Source organism: Candidatus Pseudomonas auctus, from assembly GCF_048654275.1.
Taxonomy (GTDB): Bacteria; Pseudomonadota; Gammaproteobacteria; order Pseudomonadales; family Pseudomonadaceae; genus Aquipseudomonas; species Aquipseudomonas pharyngis.
This window is the reverse complement of record NZ_JBJYZK010000013.1, coordinates 71,077-97,938: the sequence shown is the minus strand read 5'-3', so window position 1 is coordinate 97,938 and position 26,862 is coordinate 71,077. Positions and strand designations below refer to the sequence as shown.

Sequence of the window (26,862 nt, the reverse complement as noted above, 5' to 3'; positions counted from 1 at the left end):
AGGTCATGGGCATCAAGGTTCTGCTGGTCGAGGACGACCGCTCGTTGCGTGAAGCGCTGGCCGATACGCTGCTGCTGGCCGGTCACGACTATCAAGCAGTGGGTTCGGCCGAAGAGGCGCTGAGCGCCGTCGAGCGCGAAGCGTTCAGTCTGGTGGTCAGCGACGTCAACATGCCGGGCATGGACGGCCATCAATTGCTCGGCCTGCTGCGCGCGCGACAGCCGCAATTGCCGGTGCTGCTGATGACCGCCCATGGTGCAGTCGAGCGCGCGGTCGATGCGATGCGTCAAGGCGCGGCGGATTATCTGGTCAAGCCGTTCGAACCCAAGGCTCTGCTGGATCTGGTAGCCCGTCACGCCTTGGGCAATCTTGGCGTCAGTGACGCCGAAGGGCCGGTCGCGGTCGAGCCCGCCAGTGCTCAATTGCTGGATCTGGCAGCGCGGGTCGCGCGCAGTGATTCCACCGTGCTGATTTCCGGCGAGTCCGGTACCGGCAAGGAAGTATTGGCGCGTTACATTCACCAGCAATCCCATCGTGCCAGTCAGCCGTTCATTGCGATCAACTGCGCGGCGATCCCCGACAACATGCTCGAAGCCACCCTGTTCGGCCACGAGAAAGGCTCGTTCACTGGCGCTATCGCGGCCCAGGCCGGCAAGTTCGAACAGGCGGACGGCGGCACCATTCTGCTCGATGAAATTTCCGAAATGCCCCTCGGCCTGCAAGCCAAACTGCTGCGGGTGTTGCAGGAGCGGGAAGTGGAGCGGGTCGGCGCCCGCAAGCCGATCACTCTCGATATTCGCGTGGTAGCGACCACCAACCGTGATCTGGCCGGCGAAGTTGCGGCGGGGCGCTTCCGTGAAGACCTCTATTATCGTCTGTCGGTATTTCCGCTGGCCTGGCGTCCGTTGCGCGAGCGCACCGCCGATATCCTGCCGCTGGCCGAGCGTCTGTTGGCCAAACACGTCAATAAAATGAAGCATGCGATGGCGAAGTTCTCGCCCGAGGCGCAAGCGTGCCTGATCGGTTATCCGTGGCCGGGCAATGTGCGCGAGCTGGATAACGCGATCCAGCGGGCCTTGATTCTGCAGCAGGGCGGGTTGATCCAGCCGCAGGATTTCTGTCTCTCCGGGCCTGCGCTGTTCGCCCCGTTGCCAGCGGCAGTGCCGGTTAAGCCGGTCATTCGTGAAGTCGAAATCGAGGCCGATTCGGCCGGTGCACTGGGCGATGACCTGCGTCGTCGCGAGTTCCAGATGATCATCGACACCCTGCGTACCGAGCGCGGTCGACGCAAGGAAGCCGCCGAAAAACTCGGCATCAGCCCGCGCACCCTGCGTTACAAACTGGCGCAAATGCGCGATGCGGGCATGGATGTCGAAGGCTACCTGTTCGCCACCTGACGGGTCGCGCAAACGTTTGAAACGGCTTTTCTGAAAGCGGTGCCCATGAGCTGGCACCGTTGTTGCTAACACCTGAGTACCCGCCGAGTGAGTGTCAAAAAATTGCGGGCCGCCCAAGAGAGTAGACCATGAGCCAAGGTATTGAATTTAATCGGTTGATGATGGACATGAAGGCCATGCAAATGGACGCCATGTCGAAGCCGAAATCGACTTCCGCTGTCCCGGAAGTGGCAGGCAGCAACTTTTCCGACATGCTCGGTCAAGCCATCAACAAAGTGAACGATACCCAGCAGGCATCGAGCCAATTGGCCAACGCGTTCGAGATCGGCAAGAGCGGCGTCGATCTGACGGACGTGATGATTGCCTCGCAGAAAGCCAGCGTATCGTTCCAGGCCCTGACCCAGGTGCGCAACAAGCTGGTTCAGGCTTATCAAGACATCATGCAGATGCCGGTTTAAGGACGAGATTGAGTCATGGCAGAAGCAGTCGCCGATAACGTTCCGGCCAAGGCCACCCCGATAGACGGCAAACCGCCGCTGTTCGGCCTGTCCTTCCTGGAAAACCTCTCCGAGATGACCGTGCTGCGTCAGGTGGGCCTGTTGGTCGGCCTGGCCGCGAGCGTGGCGATTGGCTTTGCCGTGGTGCTGTGGTCGCAGCAACCGGACTACCGGCCTCTGTACGGCAGCCTTGCCGGCATGGACGCCAAGCAGGTCATGGACACCCTGGCCTCCGCCGACATTCCCTACACCGTCGAACCGAATTCCGGCGCCTTGCTGGTCAAGGCCGATGACCTGTCCCGTGCGCGGCTCAAGCTCGCGGCCGCTGGTGTCACTCCCAGCGACGGCAACATCGGTTTTGAAATCCTCGACAAGGAACAGGGTCTGGGCACCAGCCAGTTCATGGAAGCGACCCGTTATCGTCGCGGCCTCGAAGGCGAACTGGCCCGCACCATCTCCAGCCTGAACAACGTCAAGGGCGCGCGCGTTCACCTGGCGATCCCGAAAAGTTCGGTGTTCGTGCGTGACGAGCGCAAGCCAAGCGCTTCGGTACTGGTCGAGCTGTACTCCGGTCGTTCGCTGGAGCCAGGTCAGGTCGTTGCCATCATCAACCTGGTAGCAACCTCCGTTCCCGAGCTGAGCAAATCGCAGATCACCGTCGTCGACCAGAAGGGCAACCTGCTGTCGGATCAGGCGGAAAACTCCGAAATGACCATGGCCGGCAAGCAGTTCGACTACAGCCGCCGCATGGAAAGCATGCTCACCCAGCGCGTGCACAATATTCTGCAACCGGTACTGGGCAACGATCGCTACAAGGCTGAAGTCTCGGCCGACGTCGATTTCAGTGCCGTCGAGTCGACTGCCGAGCAGTTCAACCCGGATCAACCGGCCCTGCGCAGCGAACAGTCGGTCAACGAACAACGCACCGCCAGCAATGGCCCGCAAGGTGTGCCGGGTGCCTTGAGCAACCAGCCACCTTCGCCGGCTTCGGCGCCGCAGACCACCGGTGGCGCAGCCGCCCCGGCGAGCATGGTGCAGCCAGGCCAGCCACTGGTTGATGCCAACGGTCAGCAGATCATGGACCCGGCCACCGGCCAGCCGATGCTCGCGCCGTATCCGGCGGACAAGCGTCAACAATCCACCAAGAACTTCGAGCTCGACCGCTCCATCAGCCACACCAAACAGCAGCAGGGTCGCCTGAATCGCCTGTCGGTGTCGGTGGTGGTGGACGATCAGGTCAAGATCAACCCGGCCAACGGCGAAACGACTCGCGCGCCGTGGAGCGCCGACGAATTGGCGCGCTTCACTCGTCTGGTACAGGACGCCGTCGGCTTCGACGCCAGCCGTGGCGACAGCGTCAGCGTGATCAACATGCCGTTCTCCGCCGAGCGCGGCGAAGTGATCGCCGACATTCCGTTCTACTCCCAGCCATGGTTCTGGGACATCGTCAAACAAGTGCTGGGCGTGTTGTTCATCCTGGTGCTGGTGTTCGGCGTGCTGCGTCCGGTGCTCAACAACATTACCGGTGGCGGCAAAAGCAAGGAGCTGGCCGGTCTGGGCGGCGACATGGAACTCGGTGGCATGGGCGGTCTGGACGGTGAACTGTCCAATGATCGCGTCAGCCTCGGCGGCCCGACCAGCATCCTGCTGCCGAGCCCGAGCGAGGGTTATGACGCTCAGTTGAACGCAATCAAGAGTCTGGTGGCAGAAGACCCGGGTCGTGTGGCCCAGGTCGTGAAAGAGTGGATTAACGCAGATGAGTGATAACCGAGCCGCCGTCGCCAAACTGTCCCGGGTCGATAAAGCCGCGATTCTGCTGCTGTCCCTGGGTTCGACCGATGCCGCACAAGTGCTGCGCCACATGGGCCCCAAAGAGGTCCAGCGAGTCGGCGTGGCCATGGCACAGATGGGCAACGTCCACCGTGAGCAGGTCGAGCAGGTCATGAGCGAGTTCGTCGACATCGTCGGCGATCAGACCAGCCTGGGCGTCGGCTCCGACGACTACGTGCGCAAAATGCTCACCCAGGCCCTGGGTGAAGACAAGGCCAACGGCCTGATCGACCGCATTCTGCTGGGCGGCAACACCAGTGGCCTCGACAGCCTGAAATGGATGGAGCCGCGCGCCGTTGCCGACGTGATCCGTTACGAGCACCCGCAGATCCAGGCGATCGTGGTCGCGTACCTCGATCCGGATCAGGCCGGTGAAGTGCTGGGCAACTTCGACCACAAGGTGCGTCTGGACATCATCCTGCGCGTCTCGTCGTTGAACACCGTGCAGCCGGCCGCGCTGAAAGAATTGAACCAGATCCTCGAGAAGCAGTTCTCCGGCAACTCGAACGCCTCGCGCACCACCCTGGGTGGTATCAAGCGGGCGGCGGACATCATGAACTTCCTCGACAGCTCGATCGAAGGCCAGCTCATGGACTCGATCCGCGAAGTCGACGAAGACCTGTCCGGTCAGATCGAAGACCTCATGTTCGTGTTCAACAACCTGGCCGATGTCGACGACCGCGGTATCCAGGCGCTGCTGCGCGAAGTCTCTTCCGATGTGCTGGTGCTGGCCCTCAAGGGGTCGGACGAAGGCGTCAAGGAGAAGATCTTCAAGAACATGTCCAAGCGTGCCGCCGAACTGCTGCGCGACGACCTCGAGGCCAAGGGCCCGGTGCGCGTCAGCGACGTGGAGACCGCGCAGAAGGAAATCCTCACCATCGCCCGCCGTATGGCCGAAGCCGGAGAAATCGTGCTCGGTGGCAAGGGCGGCGAGGAAATGATCTAAGCCCATGGACAAGCATGACGACGATGTGACGGACCTGATCCGTGCCCGGGACGTCCGCGGCTTCGATACCTGGGCCTTGCCCAGCTTCGATCCGCCGGCGCCTGAACCCGAGCCGGAACCGGAGCCCGAACCGCCGGAAATGGAAGAAGTGCCGCTGGAGGAAGTCCAGCCACTGACCCTCGAAGAGCTCGAAAGCATCCGTCAGGAGGCCTACAACGAGGGCTTCGCCATCGGTGAAAAGGAAGGCTTTCACAGCGCCACCCTCAAGGTGCGCCAGGAAGCCGAAGTGGTCCTGACGGCCAAGGTCGACAGCCTTGAGCAACTGATGGGCCACCTGTTCGAGCCTATTGCCGAGCAAGACACCCAGATCGAAAAGTCGCTGGTCGACCTCGTTCAGCACATCGCCAAACAGGTGATTCAGCGCGAGCTGGCCATCGACTCGACGCAGATCGAACACGTCATGCGCGACGCGCTCAAGCTGTTGCCGCTGGGCGTGGGCAATGTGCGGCTGTACGTCAATCCGCAGGATTTCGAACAGGTCAAAGCCCTGCGCGAACGTCATGAGGAAACCTGGCGCATCGTCGAGGACGAAACCCTGCTGCCGGGCGGTTGCCGGGTCGAGACCGACCACAGCCGGATCGACGCCAGCATCGAAACCCGCGTCAGCCAGGTCATGGCCAAGCTGTTCGACCAGTTGCACGAACAGGCCCTGCACCCGGCCGCGCCGGACCTGAGCCTCGACTTACCGGAAGCGCCGAAACCGGCACCGGTCGCAGAAGAGCCGCTCGCGGACGCCCCCGATGCGCCTTGAACGCACCAGTTTCGCCAAGCGCCTGAGCACCTACGCCGAGGCCACCGAAATCGCCGGTGCGCCGATTCTCGAAGGGCGCCTGCTGCGCATGGTCGGTCTGACGCTCGAAGCCGAAGGCCTGCGCGCCGCCATGGGCACCCGCTGCATGGTGATCAACGACGACACCTATCACCCGTCCCAGGTTGAAGCCGAAGTCATGGGCTTTTCCGGCAGCAAGGTGTTTCTGATGCCGGTCGGCAGCGTGGCCGGCATCGCCCCGGGCGCCCGCGTGGTGCCGCTGGCCGACACCGGTCGCTTGCCGATGGGCATGAGCATGCTCGGTCGCGTGCTGGACGGCGCCGGACGGGCGCTGGACGGCAAGGGCGGCATGAAGGCCGAAGACTGGGTGCCGATGGACGGCCCGACGATCAACCCGCTCAACCGAGACCCGATCAGCGAACCGCTGGACGTCGGCATCCGTAGCATCAACGGATTGTTGACGGTCGGTCGCGGTCAGCGTCTGGGTCTGTTCGCCGGTACCGGTGTCGGTAAGTCGGTGTTGCTGGGCATGATGACCCGCTTCACCGAGGCCGACATTATCGTCGTCGGCCTGATCGGTGAGCGGGGTCGAGAAGTTAAAGAGTTCATCGAGCACATCCTCGGTGAAGAAGGCCTCAAGCGCTCCGTAGTGGTGGCGTCGCCGGCGGACGATGCGCCACTGATGCGTCTGCGCGCGGCGATGTACTGCACGCGGATCGCCGAATATTTCCGCGACAAGGGCAAGAACGTCCTGTTGCTGATGGACTCCCTGACCCGTTTCGCCCAGGCCCAGCGGGAAATTGCCCTGGCCATCGGTGAGCCGCCGGCGACCAAGGGATATCCGCCGTCGGTATTCGCCAAACTGCCGAAACTGGTGGAGCGTGCCGGTAACGCGGAGAAGGGCGGTGGTTCGATCACAGCGTTCTATACCGTGCTGTCCGAGGGCGATGACCAACAGGACCCGATTGCCGACTCTGCGCGGGGTGTACTTGACGGGCACATCGTGCTGTCCCGGCGGCTGGCCGAGGAAGGGCATTACCCGGCCATCGATATCGAAGCCTCGATCAGCCGGGTGATGCCTGCAGTCGTGGCGCCGGAACACATGCAGCGCGCGCAATACTTCAAGCAGCTGTGGTCGCGCTATCAACAGAGCCGCGACCTGATCAGCGTCGGCGCCTATGTCGCTGGCGGTGACCGCGAGACGGACCTTGCCATCAATTTGCAACCGCAACTGGTCAGATACCTGCGTCAGGGGCTCAACGACAAAATCAGCCTGGGTGAAAGCGAGGCGTACCTCGAAACGATTTTCGCCCCGGCGGCCGGCGGGTAACCGGTCATGGCCCTGAGTCGAGCCGCGCGTCTGGCGCCGGTGGTGGACATGGCCGAGAAGGCCGAAAAAACCGCCGTGCAACGCCTGGGCTACTTTCAGGGGCAGGTGAAAGTGGCCGAGAGCAAACTCGCCGACCTCAACGCCTTTCGTCTGGATTATTCGCAGCAGTGGATCGTGCGCGGCAGCACCGGCGTGACCGGTCAATGGCTGCTGGGTTTTCAGGGCTTCCTGGCGCAACTCGACACCGCTGTCGATCAGCAGCGCCAGAGCCTGCAATGGCACCAGAACAACCTGGACAAGGCCCGTGACGCCTGGCAACAGGCATTCGCCCGGGTCGAGGGCCTGCGCAAACTTGTACAACGCTACCGCGACGAAGCCCAGCGTGTCGAAGACAAGCGCGAACAGAAGCTGCTGGACGAGTTGTCCCAGCGTTTGCCGCGGCACGAGGTGTTTTGACGAGCCGCAGCAATGTCACTAGGTAGCAGACCATGAATCAAGTATCTGAAACGGTGAACTCGAACGCTGATGATTGCCCCACGGGCATGGAATTACGCTGGACATTGAAATACGCGGTTACTTCTTGGCCCACAAGCTCCCAATCATCGACACTGTTGATTTTCGTGCCGACTTTACCCTTTTCAGCTCCACCGGGAGCGACTGTGGCGAGCTTTTCATAATGATTCCCCCCCTTGATATGCAGGACAAAAGTGACCTTGTCATTCAGTTGTGCAGGGTATTGCGCCATAAGGGCAGTGTTACCTCCTTCAAATTCATCTTTGCTGATGTTGGTTGGTGAGTGGGTGTTTTCCAGGTACGGTTTATCGAATGCTGTGGTGGGTGAGTTCATGATTCAAGGTTCTCCGGTGTCTGTGCAGCGTTTTTGCTGCCAATTCATTTAGGGCTATAGGAGGGCGTCGTCGCTACTGTCAGATCTGACAGTAGCGACGAGTGGAGTGCGGGGGAGGGAATCATGAATCATTTTCTTTTGTTGCCGTGTTCGGGTTGATGCTCTCCCCGTCCAGTGCTAAACCTTGTACAGGTTCGTCAATGACAAGGAAGCCAGTACATGTCAGTCGTTACAGAAGTGTCTGCGGATGGGCAAAAGTTGACGATTTCCGTCAAGGGCCGATTCGACTTCGGTCGCCATCAGGAATTTCGCGAGTCCTACGAGCGGCTCACTAAAAAGCCTGACTCCATCGTGGTGGATCTCAAGGATGCCACCTATCTCGACAGTTCGGCCCTGGGCATGTTGCTTCTATTGCGTGATCACGCCGGCGGTGACGACTCGGATGTGCGGGTGGTCAACAGCAATTCGGATGTGCGCAAGATCCTCGCCATCTCCAACTTCGACAAATTGTTCGACATCAGTTGACGGCCATGCAGCCGCTAGAGCCGCTGACGATCCTGATCGCCGAAGACAGCGCCGCCGACCGGCTGTTGTTGTCGACCATCGTCCGTCGCCAGGGGCACGAGGTGCTGACGGCCACCCACGGTGGGGAGGCGGTCGAGGCATTTATCCGGCAAAAGCCGCATCTGGTATTGATGGACGCCATGATGCCGGTGATGGACGGGTTCGAAGCTGCACGGCAGATCAAGAAGCTGGCGGGTGAAAGCCTGGTGCCGATCATCTTCCTTACCTCGCTGACGGAAAGCGAAGCGCTGGCCCGTTGCCTTGAAGCCGGCGGTGACGACTTTCTGGCGAAACCGTACAACCAGGTGATCCTCGCCGCCAAAATCAAGGCGATGGATCGCTTGCGACGTTTACAGGCCACGGTTCTTCAACAGCGCGACCTGATCGCCAAACACCACGACTATCTGCTCAACGAGCAACGGGTCGCCAAGGCCGTGTTCGACAAGGTCGCGCATTCCGGTTGCCTGAGCGCACCGAACATCCGTTACCTGCAATCACCCTATGCGCTGTTCAACGGCGATCTGCTGTTGGCCGCGTACACCCCGGCCGGCGACATGCATGTGTTGCTCGGTGACTTCACCGGTCACGGTTTGCCGGCGGCGGTCGGCGCCATGCCCCTGGCCGAGGTGTTCTATGGCATGACCGCCAAGGGTTACGGTCTGGCCGAGACCCTGCGGGAAATGAACGCCAAGCTCAAGCGCATCCTGCCGGTGGACATGTTCTGCTGCGCGACGCTGTTGTGCCTGAGTTTTCAGCGGCGCTCGGTGGAGGTCTGGAACGGCGGCATGCCCGACGGCTATCTGCATTGCCTCGCCACGGGCGAGCGCACGCCGCTGGCAGCGCGTCACTTGCCGCTGGGGGTGCTCAGCCCGCAGACCTTCGATGACCGCACCGAGGTTCACCCGATGGCGGTGGGCGATCGGGTGTTCCTGCTCTCGGACGGGGTCATCGACACCTGCGATGCCAACGATCAGTTGTTCGGTGTCGAGCGCCTGCACAAGGTGTTCGCCGCCAATCGCCAGCCGGATCGGCTGTTCGAGGACATCGAGCAGGCGCTGCAGGACTTTCGCGGTGAGGCCCGGGACGATGTGAGCATGGTCGAGGTCAGCCTGCTGGAGGCTGAGCAGATCAATCCATCGGCGCCGGTGTATTCCGACAGCGGCCAGTCCTGTCCGCTGGACTGGTCAGTGAGCTTCGAATTTCGCGGTGCCACGCTCAAGCGCTTCAATCCGTTGCCTTACCTGTTGCAGTTGCTGCTGGAGGTGCATGGATTGCGGGCGCAAAGTGGCGCACTGTACAGCGTGCTGGCCGAGCTTTATTCCAATGCGCTGGAGCATGGTGTACTGGGCCTGGACTCGAGCCTCAAGCGCGATGCCTCGGGTTTCGCCCATTATTACGAGCAGCGCAATGCGCGCCTCGAGGCCCTGCAGGACGGTTATGTGCGGGTGCATTTGCAGGTGCGGCCGGAAGGCGAGGGTGGTTGTCTGGTGGTGCGGGTCGAAGACAGCGGCCAGGGATTCGATGTCTCGCGCGTGATGGAGCGGCCGCTGGACGAAGTCCGTCTGTCAGGGCGCGGTGTCAGTCTGGTCCGGCAATTGGCCCGAAATGCCAGCTGGTCAGACGATGGTCGCAGTGCCCGCGTGGAGTTTTTCTGGGAGGCTCTGGCATAATCCGCGCATTCTTGATCAGGGAGTGAACAAGTGGCTGATACACATGTGGACCACGAGGCGCTGAGCGCGCTGCGGGAAGTGATGGAAGACAGCTATCCGGAACTGCTGGATACCTTTCTTGCCGATTCCGAAAATCGCCTGCGGGAGTTGCAGCAGACTGCCGATGCCGACGCATTGTCTTCCGTTGCGCACAGCTTCAAGGGCAGCAGCAGCAACATGGGCGCGACCCGTCTTGCCGTGCTGTGCCAGGAGCTGGAACAGCATGCCAAAGACAAAAGCCCTTCTGAAATCATCAAACTGGTCGCCGATATTCATAGCGAATTCGCCGATGTGCGGCCCGTATATGTCGCCGAGCGACAGCGCTCGCTGACGCACTGATCCTGCCGCCGGGCGGTTTTGTCGGATTTCTGACGAAAACTGGCCCGGCACTTGCAGTCATCTATCCTAACTGTACCTACGATCCCAGTGCAGCGGAGACCGTGCCATGCCTGCAAGCCCCAACATTCTTCTTCAGACCGCCGCCCAGGCCAAGGCGCAAGCTGCCTCGGCCAAATCATCGGCAGTGGCCGCAGAGCCCGGGGACAAGGCCTCCAGCTTCGCTCAGGTGTTCGCCGATCAAGGCCCGAACAAGCCCTCGGTGACCGTCGACAATTCGGTCAAGCCTGCCCGTGAAAAGGTTGCCGACAACAGCGGCAAGAAAGACCTCGGCAAGGATCAGTCTGCCGCCCCGACGCCGGCGGTTGCCGATAGCGGCAAAGCCTTGCCCGCCGACAAACCGGCGACGGCGGCAACGGACGACAAGACCGCGGCCGATGACGAAACGGCTGAAACAGCGCCGGCCCCCGTTGCCGATACGGCGCCGGTGGACCCGGCACTGGTGGCGGCGGTGGAGCCCGTCGTCACGGCACCGGTGGTGGCCACGCCGGTCGTCGAGACAGCTGCGCAACCGGAAACCGACAAACCTGCCGTGGCGGCATTGCCAGGAATGGTCAAGGATCCGGCACCGGCCACTGACCCGGCTTTCGACCCCGAGGCGGATCCCCTGGATTCGCTTCCCGCCGTGCGCCTGGCCATGGAGCAGAGCGGTCACATTTCCGCTTCCAGCCAGTCCCAGCCCAAGGCCACCCCGGCCCAGGCGCAGGCCGACGGTGAGTTGACCTCGGCGCAGAATTTCGCTGCCGGCATGGCCAGCATGCTGGATGTGCAGGCGGACAAGGACAGCACCAGTCAGGGCGGTGAAAAAGCGTTCAGCGGTCTGATCGATGACGGCCTGAAAGACCTGAAGACCGCCACCAGCGACACCCGGGTGGATGATTTCGCCAACCGTCTGGCGGCGCTGACCCAGGCTGCCACACCGAAAACCGCCAATGCGGTGCCGGTGAACCAGCCGATCGCCATGCACCAGAACGGCTGGACCGAAGAAGTGGTCAACCGGGTCATGTACCTGTCGAGCAACAACCTGAAGGCCGCCGACATCCAGTTGCAGCCAGCCGAGCTTGGGCGTCTGGATATCCGGGTGAACATGGTGCCGGATCAGCAGACCCAGGTGACCTTCATGAGCGCGCATCCGAGCGTGCGTGAAGCCCTCGACGGTCAGATGCACCGCCTGCGCGACATGTTCAACCAGCAAGGCATGGGGCAGGTCGACGTCAACGTTTCCGACCAGAACCGTGGCTGGCAGGGCCAAGGCCAGGAACAGGCGCAGCAGGGGCAGAGTGGTCGCACCAGCGCTGCCGGCGGTCGCCTGGACTCGGCTGAAGAAGAGTTGACGCCGACTGCCGTGGCTGAAGCGGCGGCCACCGCCACTCACGTGATCGGCTCCAGCGCCGTCGACTACTACGCCTGATCAAATCAAAAGCCCCTCACCCTAGCCCTCTCCCGGAGGGAGAGGGAACTGATTGGGGGATGCTTGAGATGCTCGCTAACCTGATTGTTTGGGCTGAATCCAAGTCGACTCGGTGCCTCAGGTCGATATATCACGACAAGACAACTCGATCGGCTCCCTCTCCCTCCGGGAGAGGGCTGGGGTGAGGGTTGCTTTTGACTTCAGCGTTGTCTCCGCTACTACCTACACTTCTGGCATAACACTTGCTCTTGCCTTGCCGTGCGACTGTGAAAACCCGATTAGTGACGGATTATTGGCATGGCGAAGAGCGAAGCTGCAGCAGTAAAAGACCCCGCAACCAAAGGCAAACTCAAGCTGATCATCATGATCGTGCTGGGTCTGCTGCTGGCCATCGGTACGTCCGTGGGGGCGACGTGGTTCTTCATGCACAGTGCCCAGAGCAAGCCTGCGGCGGCCGCCGAAGCGGCCCCGGTCGGCAAGCAACCGGCGATTTTCGAGCCGATGGCGCCGGCCTTCGTGGCCAACTACAACCAGAACGGCCGTCAGCGCTACATGCAGGTGAGCATCACCATGCTGGCGCGCAATCAGGCGGATCTGGAAGCGCTCAAAGTGCACATGCCGGTGATCCGCAACAACCTGGTGATGCTCTTCTCCGGTCAGGATTTCGCCACGCTGGCGACCCCGGTCGGTCAAGAGATGTTGCGCCAGAAGGCCACAGCCAGCGTCCAGGAAGTGGCGCAGAAAGAGCTGGGCAAAGTGGTGATCGAACAGTTGCTTTTCACTAATTTCGTACTGCAGTAGGAACACGACATGGCCGTGCAGGATCTGCTGTCCCAGGATGAAATCGACGCGCTGTTGCATGGCGTCGACGATGGTCTGGTACAGACCGATAACGCTGCCGAACCCGGCAGTGTCAAAAGCTACGACCTGACCAGCCAGGATCGCATCGTCCGTGGACGCATGCCGACTCTGGAAATGATCAACGAGCGTTTTGCCCGTTACACCCGCATCAGCATGTTCAACATGCTGCGCCGCTCGGCGGACGTTGCCGTCGGTGGCGTACAGGTGATGAAGTTCGGCGAATACGTGCACTCGCTGTACGTGCCGACCAGCCTCAACCTGGTCAAGATCAAACCCCTGCGCGGCACCGCGCTGTTCATCCTCGACGCCAAACTGGTGTTCAAGCTGGTGGACAACTTCTTCGGCGGCGACGGCCGTCACGCCAAGATCGAAGGGCGTGAATTCACCCCGACCGAACTGCGCGTGGTGCGCATGGTGCTGGAGCAGGCGTTCGTCGATTTGAAGGAAGCCTGGCAGGCGATCATGGAAGTCAACTTCGAGTACATCAACTCGGAAGTGAACCCGGCCATGGCCAACATCGTCGGCCCGAGCGAAGCGATCGTGGTTTCCACGTTCCACATCGAACTCGACGGCGGTGGCGGCGATCTGCACGTGACCATGCCGTACTCGATGATCGAGCCGGTGCGCGAAATGCTCGACGCCGGTTTCCAGTCGGACCTCGACGACCAGGACGAACGCTGGGTCAATGCCCTGCGCCAGGACGTGCTCGACGTCGACGTGCCGATCGGTGCCACCGTGGCGCGCCGCCAGTTGAAGCTGCGCGACATCCTGCACATGCAGCCGGGTGACGTGATTCCGGTCGAGATGCCGGAAGACATGATCATGCGCGCCAACGGCGTGCCGGCCTTCAAGGTCAAGATGGGCTCGCACAAAGGCAACCTTGCGTTGCAGGTGATCGAGCCGATCGAGCGCCGCTGAAGCGGCGCCCTCACTCCCTGATTCTTTTACCGGTTTTTTGCCCGCCGAGGACAAATGATGAACGACGATATGAACACCCAGGACGATCAGGCACTGGCCGATGAATGGGCTGCCGCCCTGGAAGAAACCGGTGAAGCCGGGCAGGCCGACATCGACGCGCTGCTGGCCGCCGATGCAGGCGCTTCGAGCTCCAACCGTCTGCCGATGGAAGAGTTCGGCAGCGTGCCGAAGAACAACGATCCAGTGACCCTCGATGGTCCGAACCTGGACGTGATTCTCGACATTCCGGTGTCGATCTCGATGGAAGTGGGCAGCACCGACATCAACATCCGCAACCTGCTGCAACTCAACCAGGGTTCGGTGATCGAGCTTGATCGTCTGGCCGGCGAGCCGCTGGACGTGCTGGTCAACGGCACCCTGATCGCTCACGGTGAAGTGGTTGTGGTCAACGAAAAGTTCGGCATCCGTCTGACTGACGTGATCAGCCCGAGCGAACGCATCAAGAAGCTGCGCTGAGTGAAAAAGCTTCTGGGGGCTTTGTTCGGCCTGGCACTGGCGTTGCCGTTCAGCGTGCTGGCGGCCGAGCCGGTGGCGACCACGGCAGCGGCGGCTGCGCCAGCCGTCAACAGCGGCGTGGCGGGGCAGTTGACGCAGCTGGTGCTGGGGCTGTTGCTGGTGCTGGGCTTGATCTTCTTCCTCGCCTGGCTGTTGCGCCGGGTGCAGCAGGCAGGTCCCGCCGGCAAGGGCCAGGTGATCGAGTTGATCGGTTCCCGCGCGCTCGGGCCGCGTGACCGTCTGATGCTGGTGCAGGTCGGCAACGAGCAGATTCTGCTGGGTCTTAGCCCCGGAACCATCACTGCGTTGCACGTGCTCAAAGAGCCGGTCGAGGTGCCGAGCACCGCCGACAAAGCGACTCCGGAATTTGCCCAGCATCTGTTGAAGATCCTCGGCAAGGATCAGAAGGATAAGAAGTAATGGGTGCGTTGCGCATCGTCTTGACCCTGGCCTTGATGTTGGCCGCGCCGCTGGCATTCGCCGCCGATCCGTTGTCGATCCCGGCGATCACTCTGGGCACCAACGCCGAGGGCGCGCAGGAGTACTCGGTAAGCCTGCAGATCCTGCTGATCATGACGGCGCTGAGCTTCATTCCGGCCGCCGTCATCCTGATGACCAGTTTTACCCGGATCATCATCGTCTTCTCGATCCTGCGTCAGGCCCTGGGCTTGCAGCAGACCCCGTCGAACCAGATCCTCACCGGCATGGCGCTGTTTCTGACGCTGTTCATCATGGCGCCCGTGTTCGATCGCGTGAACAACGATGCCTTGCAGCCGTACCTCGCGGAAAAGCTGACCGCCCAGCAGGCAGTGGAAAAGGCCCAGGTGCCGATCAAGGACTTCATGCTCGCCCAGACCCGCTCCAGCGACCTGGAGCTGTTCATGCGCCTGTCCAAACGCACCGACATCGCGACGCCGGATCAGGCGCCGCTGACGATTCTGGTGCCGGCATTCGTGACGTCTGAACTGAAGACTGCGTTCCAGATCGGCTTCATGATCTTTATCCCGTTCCTGATCATTGACCTGGTGGTCGCGAGCGTGCTGATGGCGATGGGTATGATGATGCTGTCGCCGCTGATCATCTCGCTGCCGTTCAAAATCATGCTGTTCGTGCTGGTGGATGGCTGGGCGCTGATCATCGGCACCCTGGCCAGCAGTTTCGGAGGTGTATCGCCATGACGCCAGAAGTAGCGGTCGACATCTTTCGCGAGGCCCTGTGGCTGACCACCATGATGGTGGCGATCCTGGTGGTGCCGAGTCTGTTGGTGGGCCTGCTGGTGTCGATGTTCCAGGCCGCCACCCAGATCAACGAACAGACCCTGAGCTTCCTGCCGCGTCTGCTGGTGATGCTGGTGACGCTGATCGTCGCCGGCCCGTGGCTGGTGCAGACGTTCATGGAATACATCACCCAGTTGTACAAAAACATTCCGATGGTCATCGGCTAAGCCATGCAATCGCTGCTTCAGCTGACCGATACCCAGATCAGTACCTGGGTGGCGACGTTCATGCTGCCGCTGTTTCGCGTCGCCTCGATGTTGATGGTGATGCCGGTCTTCGGAACCACGCTGGTGCCCCGGCGGATCCGTCTGTACTTCGCTTTTGCGATCACCGTGGTGATCACGCCCAACCTGCCGCCGATGCCGGCGGTCAGCCCTCTGGACCTCAGCGGTCTGCTGCTGATTGCCGAGCAGATTCTGGTGGGGGCGGTGCTGGGCTTCTCTCTGCAACTGTTCTTTCAGGCTTTCGTGGTGGCGGGGCAGATCGTCGCGATCCAGATGGGCATGGGCTTCGCGTCGATGATCGACCCTACCAACGGCGTGTCGGTGGCGGTGATCGGGCAGTTCTTCACGATGCTGGTGACGTTGCTGTTCCTGTCGATGAACGGGCACCTGGTGGTGTTCGAAGTGCTCACCGAAAGCTTCACCACGCTGCCGGTCGGCGGCGGGCTGATGACCACCCATTACTGGGAGCTGGCCGGCAAACTCGGCTGGGTGCTGGGCGCCGCGTTGTTGCTGGTGCTGCCGGCGGTCACCGCGCTGCTGGTGGTCAACATCGCCTTTGGCGTGATGACCCGCGCCGCACCGCAGCTCAACATTTTCTCCATCGGCTTTCCGCTGACCCTCGTACTCGGCCTGTTCATCGTCTGGGTCGGGCTGGCGGACATTCTTAATCAGTATCAACCGCTGGCCACCGAGGCCTTGCAGTTTTTACGCGAACTGGCAAAGGCGCGCTGAGTCATGGCTGAGAGCGAAAGCGGTCAGGACAAAACAGAAGACCCCACGGAGAAGCGCAAAAAGGACTCCCGGGAAAAGGGTGAGATTGCGCGCTCCAAGGAGCTCAACACCCTGGCGATCATGCTCGCCGGCTCTGCCGCGCTGCTGATTTTTGGCGGGATGCTGGCGCAGGATTTGATGGACCTGATGCGCCAGAACTTCACGCTGTCGCGGGAAGTGATCATGGACGAGCGCTCCATGGCGACGTTCCTGATGAGTTCCGGATTGCAGGCATTGCTGGCGATCCAGCCAATCATGATCACCCTGTTGCTGGCCGCTTTCCTCGGGCCGATCGCGCTGGGCGGCTGGCTGTTCGCCGCCGGTTCGCTGGCCCCCAAGTTCAGCCGGATGAACCCGGCGGCGGGCCTCAAGCGGATGTTCTCGATGAAGGCCGTGGTCGAACTGCTCAAGGCGCTGGCCAAGTTCCTTATCACCTTGGGTGTGGCGCTGGTGGTGCTCAATTCGGACATCGACGACCTGCTGCGCATCGCCCACGAGCCGCTGGACCGGGCGATCATTCACAGCTTGCAACTGGTGGGCTGGAGCTCGCTGTGGCTGGCGTGCGGGTTGATCATCATCGCCGCCGTCGACGTGCCCGTGCAGATCTGGGAGAGCATCAAGAAGCTCAAGATGACCAAGCAGGAAGTGCGCGACGAGCACAAGGACCAGGAAGGGCGGCCGGAGGTCAAACAGCGCATTCGCCAGGTTCAGCGCGAGATGTCGCAGCGCCGGATGATGGCGGCGATCCCGGATGCCGACGTGGTCATCACCAACCCGACCCACTACGCCGTGGCGCTCAAGTACGACGCCGAGAAGGGCGGGGCGCCGATGCTGCTGGCCAAGGGCAGCGATTTCCTGGCGTTGAAGATCCGTGAAATCGCCGTGGCCAACAACGTCATGCTCCTCGAATCGCCAGCGCTGGCGCGTTCGATCTACTACTCCACGGAGCTGGAAGAAGAAATCCCCGGTGGCCTGTACCTGGCGGTCGCTCAGGTCCTGGCCTACGTCTATCAGATCCGCCAGCACCGCGCGGGCAAGGGCAAGTTCCCGGAACCGCTCAAGGACGACCTGCCGATCCCGCCGGATCTGCGGCGCGATTCCTGATGCTGATGAAGTAAAAAAACCGCCATCCGGTTGCATCCGGTGGCGGTTTTTTTATGCCCGATGACCTGTGTTGCCTGTGAGGCCTCTTTCGCGAGCAGGCTCGCTCCCACAGTTGACCGCGTTCCAATGTGGGAGCGAGCCTGCTCGCGATGACGTCAGCCGCCACGACACATCACTCAAACCTTCACACAGTGTTCGGCGACTGCGGTATTTCCAGGTTATCCAGCACCCGATTCACTGCCAGCTCGCCGAGCATGATCAGTTGCCCAATCCCCACCAGCGTCCTGCGCTGCGAGGCGGGCATGAGATGGGTGAAGTCATTGACGATGGTTCTGGCTGAAGCCAGGGTTTCGCAGGCATCGGCCAGCAGTTCCTCGTTTTTGAAGTCTGCGGTGACGGCGTACATTCTGCGGGTTTTGCGCGGTGGTGGCGTGGAGCCGGGCGGGCAGAGGTAGTGATCGAGGGCGCGGTCGGCGGCTTCGTGAAGCTTTCTGGAATCGAGGGATTCGTAGGGCGAGGCGGGGTCGGTTTCGGGTGGGTTGGGTGTGGGTTTGATCATGGTGAAGCTCCTATAAAGTGGAGCCGCCCGGAACTGTCGCTAAACAGTAAGGTGGCGGCTGTACGCAGGTTAGCGAACCGGTTATAGGCACCCGGCAGACCCGAGGGTCTCCCGCATACAGCCACCATAGCGGAGTTGCAGACATTGAATCTGCGACAAGGCATCGAGCGCTGGTGCACCTATTTATGATTCGAGTCGCTAAACCCGATCGCTGATTCGTCAGCGACCAATCCACAATAGAACCCGACCCCAAGGCGCACAAGCCGGCGGATTCTGGCGTAGCTGTAGGCAATGGCGCAAGAGTTCGTAGCCTCGAAGGCGTGTCTGGAGGTGTCTTTTAAACGCCGGAGTTTAAGAGGTAAAAGATCGCGTGGCAGTCTCTCGGAGCTATCCCATCAGACCTTTAGGAATTCGTCGTTACGCCGAGCATGGCGACATGCGCAATGCCCAGCGATTTATGGCGGGAAAGCAAAAAAAACGCTCAATAAACCATTGAGAAGTTATCTAGGTATGAATCGCCTCCTCCATCAGTTATGTCTATATATTTAATTTTCCTATTTGGCGTTTCTGTTATGTCAACCCATACTTGGTTCTGTCCATCAAATCGCGGGGTGAACTCGTCTTTAACTAGTTCTAGGATTTCGTCATAGCATTTGTATGGTGACGGGATTTTAGAAGTGTCGGCAATCCCGAATCTAATGCTTTTTGCTGGGTGGTTTAGTGTGAATCTTAGAGTCGCGCCGGGGCGAATGTATAAACACTTCCCTGTTATAGGCGGAGCATAAGTCGTGCCGTTAGGAGCGACACTTACTATTCCTTCCACTACCTTAACGGTCATGCTGGGGAAATCCATGACCGTACCAGGGGGCTTGTAACCCACTGTACCTGTCTCAAAATCCTCTGAGGTTACTAAAGGTTTTTTCAATAACTTTAAAGTCAAAGTCGGAAACGCAATGGGCGTCAAATTGTTGGTCGCGCTTGGCAATACTTCAAAGGAAACTTTGAATTCAGTGTCATGCTTCAGGGTTGATAGTTGTTCTCTAGTCAGTGTTTCTTTTATTCCAGAGGTTGTTTCCGGATCTGTTATTTTGTGGTTGGTCAATATCGGGATTATGTAGTCGTTATTGTTATTGTCTTTCCCCGATAGTTTTAGTTGCACAATGTTATCCGTGCTGATGCCTGTCCACGGCCGCACGGTAACCTCAGCGTTTCCTTGAAACGAATTCAAATCCAGCACTTTGTCATCCGGTGCCTGTGGAATTTTCGGCAAGGGTAACCGCTCATCTCCATCCGCGATCTTCAGCAAAGTCACCTTGGTCGCATCTGATTTACCCGCTTCTCCACCATCGCGATTCAAATCCCAGCGCAATTCGATCACCTTGCCATGTCGCGCCGCCAGAAACGCCGGGCTCAACACCATATCCACCGGCTTGTTGTTGAACTCCACCAACGGAAATGGTGGCGAGCCTGCTGGTGGATCGACCTCCACCAGCCTTGCCCGGTCGCCGTCCCGCGCCTGTAGGTGCTCGATGCGTACCGTCACTCCATTCGGATAGGCCAACACATCGATAGGGTTGACGGCCGGAGCCACCAGAAACGGCGGTAGCAAATCCTCCGGAGTCGATCCTGTTACGGTGCCGGTCGCCGGTCTGGAAGTGCCCACCAGATCGCCGTTCGGCTCGCGCAGTTCGTAAGTCACGATGACGTTGCTACCGGCAAAGATCTTGTTGTTTGGCACTTCAAGGATGCAGGGTTTTTTCTGCCCGAACGGATCCGCTTCGACTTTGCCACTGACGGTAACCACCACATCAGCGGGTTGCCCCGTATTTTTCGCTGTGTACGTCGCGATAACTTCATAGCCCGCGACAAAGCGCTGGTCGATCGTCAGGACCACCAGCAGCAATGGCTTGCCCGCCAGTTTCACCAGATCGATTTCCTCGGCGTCGTCGCCGGGATAATCCTCCATCCGCTCCAGCAGGATCGCCATTGGCAGACGCGTACCATCCAGGTCCTCATCCACCGTCTGCACCGACGACCACGGTGCATCGGTGTCCGGGCCGTTGCCGAGCTGATCGGTGACGGTGTAGGAGAAATGCAGCTTTTTATCCAGCCGTTTCGCCTCGTCCAGAAAGGCGCGGGTGATGGTGAAACAAATGGTAATGGGGATTTCGTCACCGGGATTCGGCGGTTGCGGCGCCTGATTCGGATTGACCTTGGGCTTGGGTTCCAGCAGTTCGCCATTGCACTTGAGGGTGATGAGGTCATACGCCCGGCAATATGGATAGGCAACGCACACCTCGGCGCTGACGAAATCCGGGCCGACGCCGTTCTTGATTGCGTCAGGCAGAAGGAGCTTGAGTTCAGAGTGGCCGCCGGGGTCGGTCAGGCGATCCTTCAGGCCGGGGCGGATGCGGTTATAGAGTATTTCGAGCGGGGGCGTGGACGTCCCTAAATTGCTGCTTCCACGCCTGATCGTGTAGTACAGCTTGTTGACCCGGTCCGGATGTAGTCGACCCTTGGGAATACGCAGCGTGGTGCGTGCGTTCGGATCGACAATGGTTTCGCTGTCCAGTGCTGCCGGTTCCTCCTCAAGCCAAAGCTCCATGACATCTCCGGGATCCATGGTGCCCGTCGACGGCGGATCGACGAGAACGACTGCACCTTCACCATCGGTGACCAGATCATAGGCGACCAAGGGCACGCCGATATGTGCACCTTCCACGGGCGTGGTCTGGCCATTGACGATTGGCGGATAGAGAACGAAAACGGTGTCGTCCGGTGGGGTTGAAGTGGTCACGGTTGAGGCTCCTGCGCGGTGGGAACGGGCAGGAGCTATCAGAGCGCTAAACGATGAATTTCGCACCTGTCAGATCTGACAGGTGACGGCGGTTTTGCGACGAGTGGTCGTGTACTGTATGAAAAAACCGCCGTCCCGGTTGATTCGCAACGGCGGTTCTTTTTGTCTGGAAAGAGGTGTTGCCTGTAAGTCAGCCTTCGTGAGCAAGCTCACTCCCACAGGAGGGCAACAGTGGCGACGCGTTAATTCGGCAATTCCAGATTATCGAGCACCCGATTCACTGCCAGCTCACCGAGCATGATCAGTTGCCCAATCCCCACCAGCGTCCTGCGCTGCGAGGCGGGCATGAGATGGGTGAAGTCATTGACGATGGTTCTGGCCGAGGCGAGGGTTTCGCAGGCATCGGCCAGCAGTTCTTCGTTTTTGAAGTCCGCGGTAACGGCGTACATTCTGCGGGCCTTGCGCGGTGGTGGCGTGGAGCCGGACGGGCAGAGATAGTGATCGAGGGCGCGGTCGGCGGCTTCATGAAGCTTTCTGGAATCGGCGGATTCGTAGGGCGAGGCGGGGTCGGTTTCGGGTGGGTTGGGTGTTGGTTTGATCATGGTGAAGCTCCGTGGTTGATTTAGCCGCCACGGCTCATCGCTAAACAAGTAAAGGTGGCGGCTGTACGCAGGTTAGCGATCCGGGCCACAGGAACCCCGGGTAGACCCTAAGGTCTCCCGCGCACAGCCACCATGACGCCAATTGTAGGAAGGAAAAACCTGCAATCGAGACTGGGCATGTTGTGTCTGTAAAGTGCCGGATCGCTAAACCCGATCGCTGATTCGTCAGCGACCGATCCACAATAGAACCCGACCCCATAGCGCACAAGCCGGCGGATTCTGGCGTAGCTGTAGGCAACGGCGCAAGGGTTCGTAGCCTGTGAGGCGTGTCTGAAGGTGTCTTTTAAATACCAGAGTTTAAAAGACATTTTGTGCTGATTTCTCGGGCCACTTCGCGAGCAAGTCGAATCGTCGCGCCGTCGCTCCCACATCTGGAATGCATTTCTCTGTGGGAGCGAACTTGCTGGTAAATAAATACGTCCCCTTTTTCCAGTGCCATTCAAATACGTACCCTTTTTTAGGTGACTATCTGGATGCGATATCACCCTTCTCTGTCTGCCAGTTTGATCTACAGTTTAAATGTGAAACAGTCTAATAAATAAGCGTCATTAGATCCTGTGATTTCCATTTCAATTATTCCGGAATAAGTGGCTGTCATATTTTCCAGTTGTGAGGGATTTTCAGTGTTTTTGAAGTTTTGTGTGCCAAGAATAAGTTTATTGGGGCCATAAAAAAATACGGTGGTGGTCGATTTTGTTTGGTTGTACCAAAAGCTAATCGATGAATATATTTCCTTGAAGGTTATTAGGATTGTGGTGGTTGAAGTTGAATATAGATATAAAACATTCTGGTACATTTTTCCCGCCTCTGCAGGAGGTTTCGGGAACGGTGGATTGAGCGTGTCCAGTTTTGCGATCTCTAGTGTTGCGGCGGGTGTTAACAACTTGATTGTCATGGCCGGGGTTTTGATTGTCTCGTTATAACCGATTGATTGAATTGGTACCTCGTCAAAGTTTTCTTCAAGTATCGAATTTTGGATTTTGTAATTCCTCTCTGGGAACTTGGTTGTTATCAAGCCGAATGAGGTGTCGGTGGATGTGCTGAATGTTATGTGGAGATTACTGTTGTTTTTTAGTTCTTTTAACTCTTCAATCGGCGTAAAAGTGCTGAAGCCAGGAGGTGTGGAAGGTTCGTTTTTGACGAGCTCCGATTTGAAGTCAGTGCCGTCAAAGTATTCCCCTTTCAGTACTAATGAAATTAGTTCACCAGGGATGTGCGGCCAAGGGTTGACGGATATTGTGTCTGCCGGCTCTAGCTTGGTTACATCGAGAATATCGCCGGAGGCGCGACTGATAAGCGGAGTCGGGAGTCGTTCGTCCTCATCTGCAATCTTCAATATGTTCACTTCCAATGGACCTGACTTTCCAGCCTGTCCTCCACTGCGATTCAGATTCCAGCGCAGTTTTATTTCTTGGCCTTGCCTTGCAGCGAGAAACGTCTGGCTCAACAACGTGTTCACCCGCTTGTTGCTGTTGAAATCCACCAAAGGAAACGGTGGCGTGCCTGCTGGTGGATCGACCTCCACCAGGCGTGCCCGGTCGCCGTCCCGCGCCTGTAGGTGTTCGATGCGTACCGTCACTCCATTCGGATAGGCCAACACATCGATAGGGTCGACGGCTGGATCCACCAGAAACGGCGGTAGCAAATCCTCCGGAGTCGATCCTGTTACGGTGCCGGTCGCCGGTCTGGAATTGCCCACCAGATCGCCGTTCGGCTCGCGCAGTTCGTAAGTCACGATGACGTTGCTACCGGCAAAGATCTTGTTGTTTGGCACTTCAAGGATGCAGGGTTTTTTCTGCCCGAACGGATCCGCTTCGACTTTGCCACTGACGGTAACCACCACATCAGCGGGTTGCCCCGTGTTTTTCGCTGTGTACGTCGCGATGACTTCATAGCCCGCGACAAAGCGCTGGTCGATCGTCAGGACCACCAGCAGCAACGGTCCGCCGGCCAGTTTCACCAGATCGATTTCCTCGGCGTCGTCGCCGGGATAATCCTCCATCCGCTCCAGCAGGATCGCCATTGGCAGACGCGTACCATCCAGGTCCTCATCCACCGTCTGCACCGGCGACCACGGCGCATCGGTGTCCGGGCCGTTGCCGAGCTGGTCGGTGACGGTGTAGGAAAAATGCAGCTTTTTATCCAGCCGTTTCGCCTCGTCCAGAAAGGCGCGGGTGATGGTGAAGCAAATGGTAATGGGGATTTCGTCACCGGGATTCGGTGGTTGCGGCGCCTGATTCGGATTGACCTTGGGCTTGGGTTCCAGCAGTTCGCCATTGCACTTGAGGGTGATGAGGTCATACGCCCGGCAATACGGGTAGGCCACGCAGACTTCGGCGCTGACGAAGTCCGGGCCGACGCCGTTCTTGATCTCGTCGGGTAGTAACAACTTGAGTTCGGAGTGGCCACCGGGGTCGGTCAGGCGATCCTTCAGGCCGGGGCGGATGCGGTTATAGAGTATTTCGAGCGGGGGCGTGGACGTCCCTAAATTGCTGCTTCCACGCCTGATTGTGTAGTACAGCTTGTTGACCCGGTCCGGATGTAGTCGACCCTTGGGAATACGCAGCGTGGTGCGTGCGTTCGGATCGACAATGGTTTCGCTGTCCAGTGCTGCCGGTTCCCCCTCAAGCCAAAGCTCCATGACGTCTCCGGGATCCATGGTGCCCGTCGACGGCGGATCGACGAGAACGACTGCACCTTCACCATCGGTGACCAGATCATAGGCGACCAAGGGCACGCCGATATGTGCACCTTCCACGGGCGTGGTCTGGCCATTGACGATTGGCGGATAGAGAACGAAAACGGTGTCGTCCGGTGGGGTTGAAGTGGTCACGGTTGAGGCTCCTGCGCGGAGGGAACGGGCAGGAGCTATCAGAGCGCTAAACGATGAATTTCGCACCTGTCAGATCTGACAGGTGACGGCGGTTTTGCGACGAGTGGTCGTGTACTGTATGAAAAAACCGCCGTCCCGGTTGATTCGCAACGGCGGTTCTTTTTGTCTGGAAAGATGTGTTGCCTGTAAGTCAGCCGTCTTGAGCAAGCTCACTCCCACAGGAGGGCAACAGTGGCGACGCGTTAATTCGGCAATTACAGATTATCCAGCGCCCGATTTACTGCTGAGATAAATAAATGCCTCCCTATCGAGGTCGTTACTCCCCGTGAAGTAGGAAGTTAATCTGACGATTGTCAGGGGCGCTGTTGGCCCTGGTATCCCAGCTATTCGGCGCCGTTTAGTCGACCCCTAATACAACCATAACTTGTCTAAGCAATGTTGAAGGAGGGAGATAGATTTCTGTGAATCTATTGTTACTGAACCGCGTTGCGAAGTGACCTTCCGGGGCGTGACCCCAAATGGGTCCCCACGAGTCAGTCATTGGTTGAGGTATATGTGTTTCCAACAATTTGTCCAACACCGTTTGACCCCAGTACTGCGGCTGTGGTTGGGTGTTTTTCCATGCGAAGGCAGTCTCGAAATCATACGATCCGGCGGGTGAGACAACGAGCTGAAAGATACCGGAGCAGGTAACCTCATATTCGACCTTTTCACCGGCGCTATCCGTAACGGTTATCGTCGTTGTATTTGGCAAGGTGCAGTTTGATCTTGTTATTGGGCCCTCAGTGGTGGCGACTCGTGTATTTTGAGGTGTATAAGTGTAAGGAGGAACACCACCTGTGGCCTCTCTTTTCGCAAAGGTACCCGGGGCATCCTTGCCATTTGTTACCCAGCCTGCATAGCGCATAGCTGTCCCTGTCAGGGACATGGGGGATTGATCGATCGATAGTCGGTGATTCACTTTGAAAGTAAAGGGCGGGGCCGACACCGGGTTGTCGCCATACAGCGCTTTGGCAGTGAAACTGTGCTCGGCAGCGGTCAGCGCGGAAACGAGCAGCGTCCAGATGCCCGTTACTGGGTTGGCGGTCGGCTGCCCTTTGGAGGTGGTGCCATCCATCACATCGACTTTCTGTCCTTTGGCAGCGACACCGCTCAGCGTTACGGCAGTTTCGACGGTGGTACCGCCGTTGGGAATATCAGCGCCACTTGGTGAGCCTTTTGCCGAAGTGATTTCCGGTTGCAGATCAATCGGGGCCGCATCGGTCACCGTGGCGATCGCTATGTTGGAACTCCCCACCAGATCGTCATTGGACCTGCGCAGTTCGTAAGTCACGGTAACGTTACTGCCCGCAAAAACCTTGTCGTTAGCCACTTCAATAAACAAGGTTTTCTTGGAACCAAAAGGATCCGCTTCAACTTTGCCGGGGACAGTCACCACTACGTCGGCGGGCTGGCCTGTGTTTTTAGCGGTGTAGGTTGCGAGCACTTCATCGCCCGCCACAAAGCGGTTGTCTGCCGTCAGAACCACCACCAATAACGGATTTCCGGCCAGTTTTTCCAGATCAATGATGCTCGCGTCATCACCGGGATAGTCCTCTTTACGTTCAAGCAGAATTGGCATTGGAAGTAAGACGCCATCCAGATCCTCATCCACACTCTGCACCGGCGACCACGGTGCATCGGTGTCCGGGCCGTTGCCGAGCTGGTCGGTGACGGTGTAGGAAAAATGCAGCTTTTTATCCAGCCGTTTCGCCTCGTCCAGAAAGGCGCGGGTAATGGTGAAACAAATGGTAATGGGGATTTCGTCACCGGGATTCGGCGGTTGCGGCGCCTGATTCGGATTGACCCTGGGCTTGGGCTCCAGCAGCTCGCCGTTGCACTTGAGGGTGATGAGGTCATACGCCCGGCAATATGGATAGGCCACGCACACCTCGGCGCTGACGAAATCCGGGCCGACGCCGTTCTTGATCTCATCGGGCAGTAGCAATTTGAGTTCGGAGTGGCCACCGGGATCGGTCAGGCGATCCTTCAGGCCGGGGCGGATGCGGTTATAGAGTATTTCGAGCGGGGGCGTGGACGTCCCTAAATTGCTGCTTCCACGTCTGATCGTGTAGTACAGCTTGTTGACCCGGTCCGGATGTAGTCGACCCTTGGGAATACGCAGCGTGGTGCGTGCGTTCGGATCGACAATGGTTTCGCTGTCCAGTGCTGCCGGTTCCCCCTCAAGCCAAAGCTCCATGACGTCTCCGGGATCCATGGTGCCCGTCGACGGCGGATCGACGAGAACGACTGCACCTTCACCATCGGTGACCAGATCATAGGCGACCAAGGGCACGCCGATATGTGCACCTTCCACAGGCGTGGTCTGGCCATTGACGATTGGCGGATAGAGAACGAAAACGGTGTCGTCCGGTGGGGTTGAAGTGTTCACGGTTGAGGCTCCTGGGCGGTGGGAACGGGCAGGAGCTATCAGAGCGCTAAACGATGAATTTCGCACCTGTCAGATCTGACAGGTGACGGCGGTTTTGCGACGAGTGGTCGTGTA

At 59.2% G+C, this 26,862-nt stretch carries 25 protein-coding genes; 19 read left to right on the top strand and 6 right to left on the bottom strand.

Annotation, left to right across the window (positions count from 1 at the left end; all coding sequences use genetic code 11):
* The first annotated feature begins 5 nt into the window (after nt 1-5).
* The 7 genes from ACKUG4_RS21900 (at nt 6) to fliJ (ending at nt 7,285) form a co-directional block, all read left to right on the top strand.
* Entirely contained in the window at nt 6-1,397 is a 1,392-nt protein-coding gene (locus ACKUG4_RS21900; RefSeq protein WP_445434818.1) for a sigma-54-dependent transcriptional regulator, read from the top strand.
* A 128-nt stretch (nt 1,398-1,525) separates the two neighbouring features.
* A complete protein-coding gene (fliE, locus tag ACKUG4_RS21895; protein WP_011333048.1) occupies nt 1,526-1,855 on the top strand; it encodes a flagellar hook-basal body complex protein FliE in 330 nt (109 codons plus the stop codon).
* Between the two features lie 15 nt (nt 1,856-1,870).
* Nucleotides 1,871-3,658 (top strand): flagellar basal-body MS-ring/collar protein FliF, encoded by a 1,788-nt coding sequence (fliF, locus tag ACKUG4_RS21890; RefSeq protein ID WP_007958290.1) that lies wholly within the window; start codon nt 1,871-1,873, stop codon nt 3,656-3,658.
* On the top strand, nt 3,651-4,670 hold the full coding sequence (gene fliG / locus ACKUG4_RS21885; RefSeq protein ID WP_007958288.1) for a flagellar motor switch protein FliG: 1,020 nt from the start codon (nt 3,651-3,653) through the stop codon (nt 4,668-4,670). Before fliF ends, fliG begins: the two co-directional genes overlap by 8 nt.
* A 4-nt stretch (nt 4,671-4,674) precedes the next feature.
* Nucleotides 4,675-5,481 carry a flagellar assembly protein FliH gene (fliH, locus tag ACKUG4_RS21880; protein ID WP_445434817.1) on the top strand — a complete coding sequence of 269 codons (807 nt, stop codon included), beginning with the start codon at nt 4,675-4,677 and terminating at the stop codon, nt 5,479-5,481.
* Nucleotides 5,471-6,829: a flagellar protein export ATPase FliI gene (gene fliI, locus ACKUG4_RS21875; RefSeq protein WP_039765593.1), complete on the top strand. Its 1,359-nt coding sequence runs from the start codon at nt 5,471-5,473 to the stop codon at nt 6,827-6,829. Before fliH ends, fliI begins: the two co-directional genes overlap by 11 nt.
* Before the next feature lie 6 nt (nt 6,830-6,835).
* Entirely contained in the window at nt 6,836-7,285 is a 450-nt protein-coding gene (gene fliJ, locus ACKUG4_RS21870) for a flagellar export protein FliJ (RefSeq protein WP_445434816.1), read from the top strand.
* A gap of 37 nt (nt 7,286-7,322) precedes the next feature.
* On the opposite strand, the gene ACKUG4_RS21865 is transcribed toward fliJ, so the two are convergent.
* Nucleotides 7,323-7,676: a hypothetical protein gene (locus tag ACKUG4_RS21865; RefSeq protein ID WP_064594366.1), complete on the bottom strand. Its 354-nt coding sequence runs from the start codon at nt 7,674-7,676 to the stop codon at nt 7,323-7,325.
* 219 nt (nt 7,677-7,895) lie between these two features.
* Here ACKUG4_RS21865 and ACKUG4_RS21860 point away from each other — a divergent pair, with 219 nt between their 5' ends.
* From ACKUG4_RS21860 to flhB, 12 genes are all read left to right on the top strand, one after another.
* The gene (locus tag ACKUG4_RS21860) at nt 7,896-8,201 is read left to right on the top strand and encodes an STAS domain-containing protein (protein WP_039765597.1); all 306 of its coding nucleotides are present in this window, start codon (nt 7,896-7,898) and stop codon (nt 8,199-8,201) included.
* Nucleotides 8,202-8,206: 5 nt separating this feature from the next.
* The gene (locus ACKUG4_RS21855; protein WP_445434815.1) at nt 8,207-9,910 is read left to right on the top strand and encodes an ATP-binding SpoIIE family protein phosphatase; all 1,704 of its coding nucleotides are present in this window, start codon (nt 8,207-8,209) and stop codon (nt 9,908-9,910) included.
* Between the two features lie 30 nt (nt 9,911-9,940).
* A complete protein-coding gene (locus ACKUG4_RS21850; protein WP_007951942.1) occupies nt 9,941-10,288 on the top strand; it encodes an Hpt domain-containing protein in 348 nt (115 codons plus the stop codon).
* Between the two features lie 106 nt (nt 10,289-10,394).
* Entirely contained in the window at nt 10,395-11,756 is a 1,362-nt protein-coding gene (locus ACKUG4_RS21845) for a flagellar hook-length control protein FliK (RefSeq protein ID WP_445434814.1), read from the top strand.
* 297 nt (nt 11,757-12,053) lie between these two features.
* Nucleotides 12,054-12,557 (top strand): flagellar basal body-associated protein FliL, encoded by a 504-nt coding sequence (gene fliL / locus ACKUG4_RS21840; protein ID WP_064594377.1) that lies wholly within the window; start codon nt 12,054-12,056, stop codon nt 12,555-12,557.
* A gap of 9 nt (nt 12,558-12,566) precedes the next feature.
* Complete coding sequence (fliM, locus tag ACKUG4_RS21835) at nt 12,567-13,535, top strand: flagellar motor switch protein FliM (protein WP_003222890.1); 969 nt, start codon at nt 12,567-12,569, stop codon at nt 13,533-13,535.
* 57 nt (nt 13,536-13,592) lie between these two features.
* A complete protein-coding gene (fliN, locus tag ACKUG4_RS21830; protein ID WP_007951948.1) occupies nt 13,593-14,051 on the top strand; it encodes a flagellar motor switch protein FliN in 459 nt (152 codons plus the stop codon).
* On the top strand, nt 14,052-14,510 hold the full coding sequence (gene fliO / locus ACKUG4_RS21825) for a flagellar biosynthetic protein FliO (RefSeq protein ID WP_074687540.1): 459 nt from the start codon (nt 14,052-14,054) through the stop codon (nt 14,508-14,510).
* Nucleotides 14,510-15,268 (top strand): flagellar type III secretion system pore protein FliP, encoded by a 759-nt coding sequence (gene fliP, locus ACKUG4_RS21820; RefSeq protein WP_007951950.1) that lies wholly within the window; start codon nt 14,510-14,512, stop codon nt 15,266-15,268. The genes fliO and fliP overlap by 1 nt, the downstream gene beginning before the upstream one ends.
* A complete protein-coding gene (fliQ, locus tag ACKUG4_RS21815; RefSeq protein WP_007951951.1) occupies nt 15,265-15,534 on the top strand; it encodes a flagellar biosynthesis protein FliQ in 270 nt (89 codons plus the stop codon). The genes fliP and fliQ overlap by 4 nt, the downstream gene beginning before the upstream one ends.
* Before the next feature lie 3 nt (nt 15,535-15,537).
* Complete coding sequence (fliR, locus tag ACKUG4_RS21810; protein WP_085611525.1) at nt 15,538-16,323, top strand: flagellar biosynthetic protein FliR; 786 nt, start codon at nt 15,538-15,540, stop codon at nt 16,321-16,323.
* 3 nt (nt 16,324-16,326) lie between these two features.
* A complete protein-coding gene (flhB, locus tag ACKUG4_RS21805; RefSeq protein ID WP_127797305.1) occupies nt 16,327-17,466 on the top strand; it encodes a flagellar biosynthesis protein FlhB in 1,140 nt (379 codons plus the stop codon).
* Nucleotides 17,467-17,650: 184 nt separating this feature from the next.
* Here flhB and ACKUG4_RS21800 read toward each other — a convergent pair whose 3' ends face one another.
* From ACKUG4_RS21800 to ACKUG4_RS21780, 5 genes are all read right to left on the bottom strand, one after another.
* Nucleotides 17,651-18,025, bottom strand: coding sequence for a DUF6124 family protein (locus ACKUG4_RS21800; RefSeq protein ID WP_445434813.1), 375 nt, complete (start codon nt 18,023-18,025; stop codon nt 17,651-17,653).
* Between the two features lie 481 nt (nt 18,026-18,506).
* The gene (locus ACKUG4_RS21795) at nt 18,507-20,822 is read right to left on the bottom strand and encodes a hypothetical protein (protein ID WP_445434812.1); all 2,316 of its coding nucleotides are present in this window, start codon (nt 20,820-20,822) and stop codon (nt 18,507-18,509) included.
* Nucleotides 20,823-21,064: 242 nt separating this feature from the next.
* Nucleotides 21,065-21,424, bottom strand: a complete 360-nt coding sequence (locus tag ACKUG4_RS21790) for a DUF6124 family protein (protein WP_445434811.1) — start codon at nt 21,422-21,424, stop codon at nt 21,065-21,067.
* 568 nt (nt 21,425-21,992) lie between these two features.
* The gene (locus tag ACKUG4_RS21785) at nt 21,993-24,317 is read right to left on the bottom strand and encodes a hypothetical protein (protein WP_445434810.1); all 2,325 of its coding nucleotides are present in this window, start codon (nt 24,315-24,317) and stop codon (nt 21,993-21,995) included.
* A gap of 397 nt (nt 24,318-24,714) precedes the next feature.
* Nucleotides 24,715-26,748, bottom strand: coding sequence for a hypothetical protein (locus tag ACKUG4_RS21780; protein ID WP_445434809.1), 2,034 nt, complete (start codon nt 26,746-26,748; stop codon nt 24,715-24,717).
* Between the last annotated feature and the right edge of the window lie 114 nt (nt 26,749-26,862).

Coding starts and splice junctions, on each gene's coding strand:
- fliH (WP_445434817.1), top strand. CDS start 4,675: ATGGACAAGCATGACGACGATGTGACGGACCTGATCCGTGCCCGGGAC.
- flhB (WP_127797305.1), top strand. CDS start 16,327: ATGGCTGAGAGCGAAAGCGGTCAGGACAAAACAGAAGACCCCACGGAG.
- fliE (WP_011333048.1), top strand. CDS start 1,526: ATGAGCCAAGGTATTGAATTTAATCGGTTGATGATGGACATGAAGGCC.
- fliF (WP_007958290.1), top strand. CDS start 1,871: ATGGCAGAAGCAGTCGCCGATAACGTTCCGGCCAAGGCCACCCCGATA.
- fliN (WP_007951948.1), top strand. CDS start 13,593: ATGAACGACGATATGAACACCCAGGACGATCAGGCACTGGCCGATGAA.
- fliQ (WP_007951951.1), top strand. CDS start 15,265: ATGACGCCAGAAGTAGCGGTCGACATCTTTCGCGAGGCCCTGTGGCTG.
- ACKUG4_RS21855 (WP_445434815.1), top strand. CDS start 8,207: ATGCAGCCGCTAGAGCCGCTGACGATCCTGATCGCCGAAGACAGCGCC.
- fliI (WP_039765593.1), top strand. CDS start 5,471: ATGCGCCTTGAACGCACCAGTTTCGCCAAGCGCCTGAGCACCTACGCC.
- fliM (WP_003222890.1), top strand. CDS start 12,567: ATGGCCGTGCAGGATCTGCTGTCCCAGGATGAAATCGACGCGCTGTTG.
- ACKUG4_RS21800 (WP_445434813.1), bottom strand. CDS start 18,025: ATGATCAAACCCACACCCAACCCACCCGAAACCGACCCCGCCTCGCCC.
- ACKUG4_RS21845 (WP_445434814.1), top strand. CDS start 10,395: ATGCCTGCAAGCCCCAACATTCTTCTTCAGACCGCCGCCCAGGCCAAG.
- fliJ (WP_445434816.1), top strand. CDS start 6,836: ATGGCCCTGAGTCGAGCCGCGCGTCTGGCGCCGGTGGTGGACATGGCC.
- ACKUG4_RS21790 (WP_445434811.1), bottom strand. CDS start 21,424: ATGATCAAACCAACACCCAACCCACCCGAAACCGACCCCGCCTCGCCC.
- ACKUG4_RS21900 (WP_445434818.1), top strand. CDS start 6: ATGGGCATCAAGGTTCTGCTGGTCGAGGACGACCGCTCGTTGCGTGAA.
- fliL (WP_064594377.1), top strand. CDS start 12,054: ATGGCGAAGAGCGAAGCTGCAGCAGTAAAAGACCCCGCAACCAAAGGC.
- fliP (WP_007951950.1), top strand. CDS start 14,510: ATGGGTGCGTTGCGCATCGTCTTGACCCTGGCCTTGATGTTGGCCGCG.
- ACKUG4_RS21865 (WP_064594366.1), bottom strand. CDS start 7,676: ATGAACTCACCCACCACAGCATTCGATAAACCGTACCTGGAAAACACC.
- ACKUG4_RS21860 (WP_039765597.1), top strand. CDS start 7,896: ATGTCAGTCGTTACAGAAGTGTCTGCGGATGGGCAAAAGTTGACGATT.
- fliR (WP_085611525.1), top strand. CDS start 15,538: ATGCAATCGCTGCTTCAGCTGACCGATACCCAGATCAGTACCTGGGTG.
- fliG (WP_007958288.1), top strand. CDS start 3,651: ATGAGTGATAACCGAGCCGCCGTCGCCAAACTGTCCCGGGTCGATAAA.